6 protein-coding genes are annotated in these 4,430 nt (G+C 42.1%); 3 read left to right on the forward strand and 3 right to left on the reverse strand.

Going from position 1 to position 4,430, the window contains the following annotated elements; genetic code table 11:
- Positions 1–1,132: 1,132 nt before the first annotated feature.
- Positions 1,133–1,321 (reverse strand): Rop family plasmid primer RNA-binding protein, encoded by a 189-nt coding sequence (locus tag PSF16_RS16840; protein ID WP_272519580.1) that lies wholly within the window; start codon positions 1,319–1,321, stop codon positions 1,133–1,135.
- 146 nt (positions 1,322–1,467) lie between these two features.
- Between PSF16_RS16840 and PSF16_RS16845 the strand changes: the two genes are divergently transcribed.
- From PSF16_RS16845 to PSF16_RS17505, 3 genes are all read left to right on the forward strand, one after another.
- Positions 1,468–1,779 carry a MobC family plasmid mobilization relaxosome protein gene (locus PSF16_RS16845; RefSeq protein ID WP_259695835.1) on the forward strand — a complete coding sequence of 104 codons (312 nt, stop codon included), beginning with the start codon at positions 1,468–1,470 and terminating at the stop codon, positions 1,777–1,779.
- A 674-nt stretch (positions 1,780–2,453) separates the two neighbouring features.
- Positions 2,454–2,921 (forward strand): MbeB family mobilization protein, encoded by a 468-nt coding sequence (locus PSF16_RS17500; protein ID WP_369469270.1) that lies wholly within the window; start codon positions 2,454–2,456, stop codon positions 2,919–2,921.
- Entirely contained in the window at positions 2,918–3,181 is a 264-nt protein-coding gene (locus PSF16_RS17505; RefSeq protein ID WP_375378768.1) for a hypothetical protein, read from the forward strand. Before PSF16_RS17500 ends, PSF16_RS17505 begins: the two co-directional genes overlap by 4 nt.
- A gap of 302 nt (positions 3,182–3,483) precedes the next feature.
- Here PSF16_RS17505 and PSF16_RS16855 read toward each other — a convergent pair whose 3' ends face one another.
- The gene (locus PSF16_RS16855) at positions 3,484–4,023 is read right to left on the reverse strand and encodes a DUF5384 family protein (RefSeq protein ID WP_272689747.1); all 540 of its coding nucleotides are present in this window, start codon (positions 4,021–4,023) and stop codon (positions 3,484–3,486) included.
- Between the two features lie 2 nt (positions 4,024–4,025).
- A partial coding sequence (locus PSF16_RS16860; RefSeq protein WP_272689748.1) for a hypothetical protein occupies positions 4,026–4,430 on the reverse strand: 405 nt, incomplete at its 5' end.

The following is a 4,430-nucleotide window of genomic DNA, read 5'->3' on the forward strand; positions in this document are numbered from 1 at the left end:
TTGGTTTGATTCATATACATCTGCTCCGAGGTAATCAGTGTTAACTGCACATCCAGATAGAATAGTAGAAGACATAACGATGCATAACATTATTTTTTTCACTACAATCACCATTTTTAATATTTATTAAAGTTAATATATATTATCAATATTAATATATATAGCTCAATACCTTGAGTTAAATTTAATTAATAAAACGATGGTATAGTTATTCATTACGAGGGAAAATGTCTGTTTTTTTGTACGGAATTCAATATTCTTCGTGTATATATTTGAGCTGAAACGGTAGTGTCAATCTATAAATGATATTTCTGTGATTATATCAACTATAGGGGTATTTAACTTCAATATAAAAAGAAAGAAACACTTATTCTATAATTAATTCAATATTTGCGTGAATGGAGATCTATTGGAAGGGGATGAATCATGGTTTATATGGTCATTTTTTTGAATGATGTTATGAATGAGTTCAAGAAATTTTATTTTAATTGTATGTAAAACATACACCCTACTTTTTTATATTTTTTTTAAAAAAAAAGTTCACAAAAATAGCTTAGATCGTATAGGCTAGTTGTATCAAAAGAAAAACCGCCTCTCGCAAGGCGGTTTTTTCTGAAGGTTGGTTCTTAGAGCTGGAACTCTTTGAACCGAGGTAACTGGTTTCGGAAGAACGCAGTCACCAAATTCTGTTCTTTCAGTGTAACGTGTTATGACCTGAAATATCAAGACTTGGATACTCTTCCCGAACGAAAAACAGTTACCAATGGCTATCGCCAATGGCGTTTTTGCGTGTCTGTCAGGGTTGGATTCAAGAGAACAGTTACCTGAACAGGCGTGATAGTCGGGCTAAACGGGGAGTTCGTGCAAATAGCCCAGCTTGGAGCGAACCACCTAAGCAAGCGCAGTGCCGGTACAGGGAAGCTGAGAGATAGCGCCCCCAGAGATTGAAAGAGCGGATTAAAACCGGCTGTAAACTTGTAAGGTGGGAACAGGAGAGCGCACGAGGGAGCCGTCAGAGGGAAACTTCTGACATCTCTAAGTCCTGTCGGGTTTCGCCACTCTTGACTAGAGCACCGAAAATCAGCCGATTTTTGTGAAGCTCGTCAGGAGGGCGGAGCCTATTGTAAAAGGGCTACTCTTCGCCTAGCTTCGTGCTCAGTTGTCGGTGCAGCGACTCCGCTTGTTCATGGAGTTCTTCACAAAGGTTGGTTTCCGCATCGAGTTTATCTGAATCCAGTTCATTGAGTTTTTCCAGTAAGAGCAGACTTTGAGCCTGTAAGAACTTAGCCATATTTACGACTGCTTTTTCTTGCTTTGTCATCTTTCAAATTCCATCATTTCCTTGCTGATTGTACAAAATCTTATCTGCTGTTAATGTTTAGGGCAAGGACACACATCGTTATCTCTGTGAGATTTCCTCGTGACCTTGCAATGGGCTTCGCCCCTTGACCCCAAAAGGACAACAGCATGACAACCAAACGCACCGAAACCGTGATTATTCGCCTGACTCCTGAAGAGAAACAATCGTTACTTCTGCGGAAAACCAAACCCCGTTTAGCGGAGTGGTTACGTGAACTGGCGTTAGGTCAGAAGCCAAAGCGTCAGCCAAAAAGCGTTGACCCAGCATTACTGTTTGAGCTTAACCGGATAGGTGTGAACCTTAATCAGATAGCCCGTCATTGCCATCAGGCTCCGGTTTCGATGGAGACGGTCAATATTGCCTTAGCGTTACGGCATATTGAGGCACAGCTTCGGGAGGTGCTTGACCGTGCTGATTAAATTTTTTGGTAACAAAGGCGGTGGCAGTCCGAAAGCCAGCATGGATTATCTGCTTCGTGAGGGTAAAGAGGATACACAATTTCAGGTCTTACGGGGCGATCCTGAATTGTCACAGTCTATTGCGGAGAGTTGCGGATTTAAGAATGCGTACACCGTGGGGTGTCTGTCATTTGAGGAAGAAAATATACCCGACCATCACAAAACCGCCATTATGGATAGATTCGAAAAGTACGTTTTTGCGGGTCTGGAGAAAGAGCAGTACAACATCACCTGGGTTGAACACACGGACAAAGACCGGTTAGAGCTGAATTTTTACATTCCTAATGTCGAGTTGACCTCACAGAAACGCTTACAGCCGTACTATGACAAAGCAGACAGACCACTGATTGAAAATTTTAAGCAAGTTATCAATCACGAATACGGACTGACCGATCCCCGTTCGCCGGATAAACAGCAAACGCTGATAACCCGAGCGGACTTACCGACAGAAAAACGCTCAGCCCTGAAAGAGATTGATTCCGGCATATCGGCATTAGTGCAGAAAGGACTGATCCGTAACCGTGATGATGTGATTGAAGCACTGAAACAGTCAGGCTTTGAAATAGCCAGAGTGACACCGAAAAACCTCTCAATCAAAACCGAGGGGCAAAACTTACGTTTAAAAGGGGCGTTCTATGAGCAGGATTTTAAATTTAGCGCAGACGTTCTCCGAGAATGCCAAGCAAGACAGCGAGATTATGACGGAGAAAGTGAAACTCGCTATCGAACAGCACGAGAACGACTTGAAAGCGCAACTGGCAGACGCCAGCAGGAATTTGAGCGAAAGTATCCAAGCCGAGCAGGCGAAATTGATCAGGCGTACCGTGAGCGTGTGGAAATTACCGTTTATCATTCTGGGCGTACTGGTGTTCATATTGGCAGGGATCAGCCTGTTTCTCACGTACTGGAGCGTGAACGAATACCAGAAACTGATCGAATGGAAACGGTCAGCCGAGATATACCAGACGCAGAGCCACAATATCAAACTGACCAACTGCACCATGGACGACAAGAGCAAACGGCTGTGCGTCGCCGTCGATCCAAAATACAAAACCGAGAGTTGGGGCGAGAAAAACGAACCCTACAAAATTCTAGCGAAGTGAGCCACGATGACCGAGACAGAACAACTCTTAGAGAACGCCTTGAACACCTTGTTACAACAGCAAGAGATCGTTATCAGCAATTTATCTCAGCGTGTCGGAGAACTCGAGACACAGAACAGTCAGTTAGCCATGCAATACAGGGAAATCAGCCAACAGTTAGCGACTTTAACCAGACTGCTGAACAGGTATCAGAACGGCTGACACAGCAGATCCAGCGACAGGAAGTAAAACGGGATCGTGGGTTCAGTATCGGTTTTTAACAGATAAAACCGCTTCAAGCCACAAACAAGTTTGCGACTTTCACCGGTTTGGCGATGAAAACCGGACGAAAAAATGAGATGTTAAAAATCTCCTCAAACGTCACAGAAACCGTTCTAAACTTTCAGCGTAGATTTGGGTGTTTGATAGGGTGATCGTGTCTTAAAATCGCGCTGAGGCGTTCTGATGGAGTTAAACGGGCTGTTTTGAGTAGTAAACTCGCCCGTTTAACATAATGGGTCTTATAGGAACAATGATTGTCTAGTACAGATGTGTCTTTTATCAGAAATGATACTAAACATTCTTATTTAAAGAGACCAGACTCTTTCTTAACTCTGGCTTCCCCTTCTTTTGTTAAAAGGTTTTCAGTTCCTTTGGCGACACTACGTTGTGCATCTGCATCAGACTGAATGACATCAGTGTTAGCAGCTTGTCTTTTTAGCTCCTGATCTATGAAATCATCCTCTCTATTAACTCTTGCTTTCTTTTTGGCTAACTCTAGTTTTCTTTCTTCAAGCTCGAGCATTCTGAGTTCATCTTCAAAAGACTGATCTCTTTTTTTATCTTTGATGTACTCATTATATGCTTTTTCTTTTTCAGCAGCGGCAGCTCTAGCTTGAGCATTTGCTTTAGCTTGAGCATTTGCTCTAGCTTGAGCATTTGCTTTAGCTTTAGCTTCTGCTTTAGCTTTAGCTTCTGCTTGTGATTTCATTATTGCTTGAGCTTTAGCTGATTCCCCTTCTCTTTCTGCTGCTGCAACAGCTTCAAGTTGACTGTTTAAATCGGCATAAGAGTAATTCGAAAATGAAAAAGCAAAAAAAGAAATTAATAGAATTTTATTCATTTTTATTTCTCTACAGGGCACTCAGCATTTGGTTGTATCCGTGTTTCATTTTCTTTTGTTGTAATGATCAAAGCGACGCCAGTCTTAAACTGACACTTTTTCCCTGCTTGAGTTGATGTATATACATTATTGCCTTCTTTATAGGTTAAACTAACACCTTCGACAATGACTTTATCGTTAACCATTGATCCTGCAAGGTTACCGGCTACACCGCCTGCTACACCACCTGCAACTGCGCCTCCAGTGCTTTTGCTTCCCACGTTATATCCACCTACAGCACCAGCAACGGCACCTAATATAGAACCAGCCATTTGGGCTCTTTCTTTCTGAGCTGTGTTATTAATAGAAACTTTAGCAGGGAGAATTGATATAATATTTACAGTTTTTGTTTTTTGTTTGCTATTTAA

The organism is Providencia sp. PROV033, from assembly GCF_028484855.1.
GTDB classification, from domain to species: Bacteria; Pseudomonadota; Gammaproteobacteria; order Enterobacterales; family Enterobacteriaceae; genus Providencia; species Providencia alcalifaciens.

What these genes read in the sequence shown, in the direction of transcription:
- PSF16_RS16840 (WP_272519580.1), bottom strand. Translation starts at nt 1,321, where the DNA reads ATGACAAAGCAAGAAAAAGCAGTCGTAAATATGGCTAAGTTCTTACAG.
- PSF16_RS16845 (WP_259695835.1), top strand. Translation starts at nt 1,468, where the DNA reads ATGACAACCAAACGCACCGAAACCGTGATTATTCGCCTGACTCCTGAA.
- PSF16_RS17500 (WP_369469270.1), top strand. Translation starts at nt 2,454, where the DNA reads ATGAGCAGGATTTTAAATTTAGCGCAGACGTTCTCCGAGAATGCCAAG.
- PSF16_RS16855 (WP_272689747.1), bottom strand. Translation starts at nt 4,023, where the DNA reads ATGAATAAAATTCTATTAATTTCTTTTTTTGCTTTTTCATTTTCGAAT.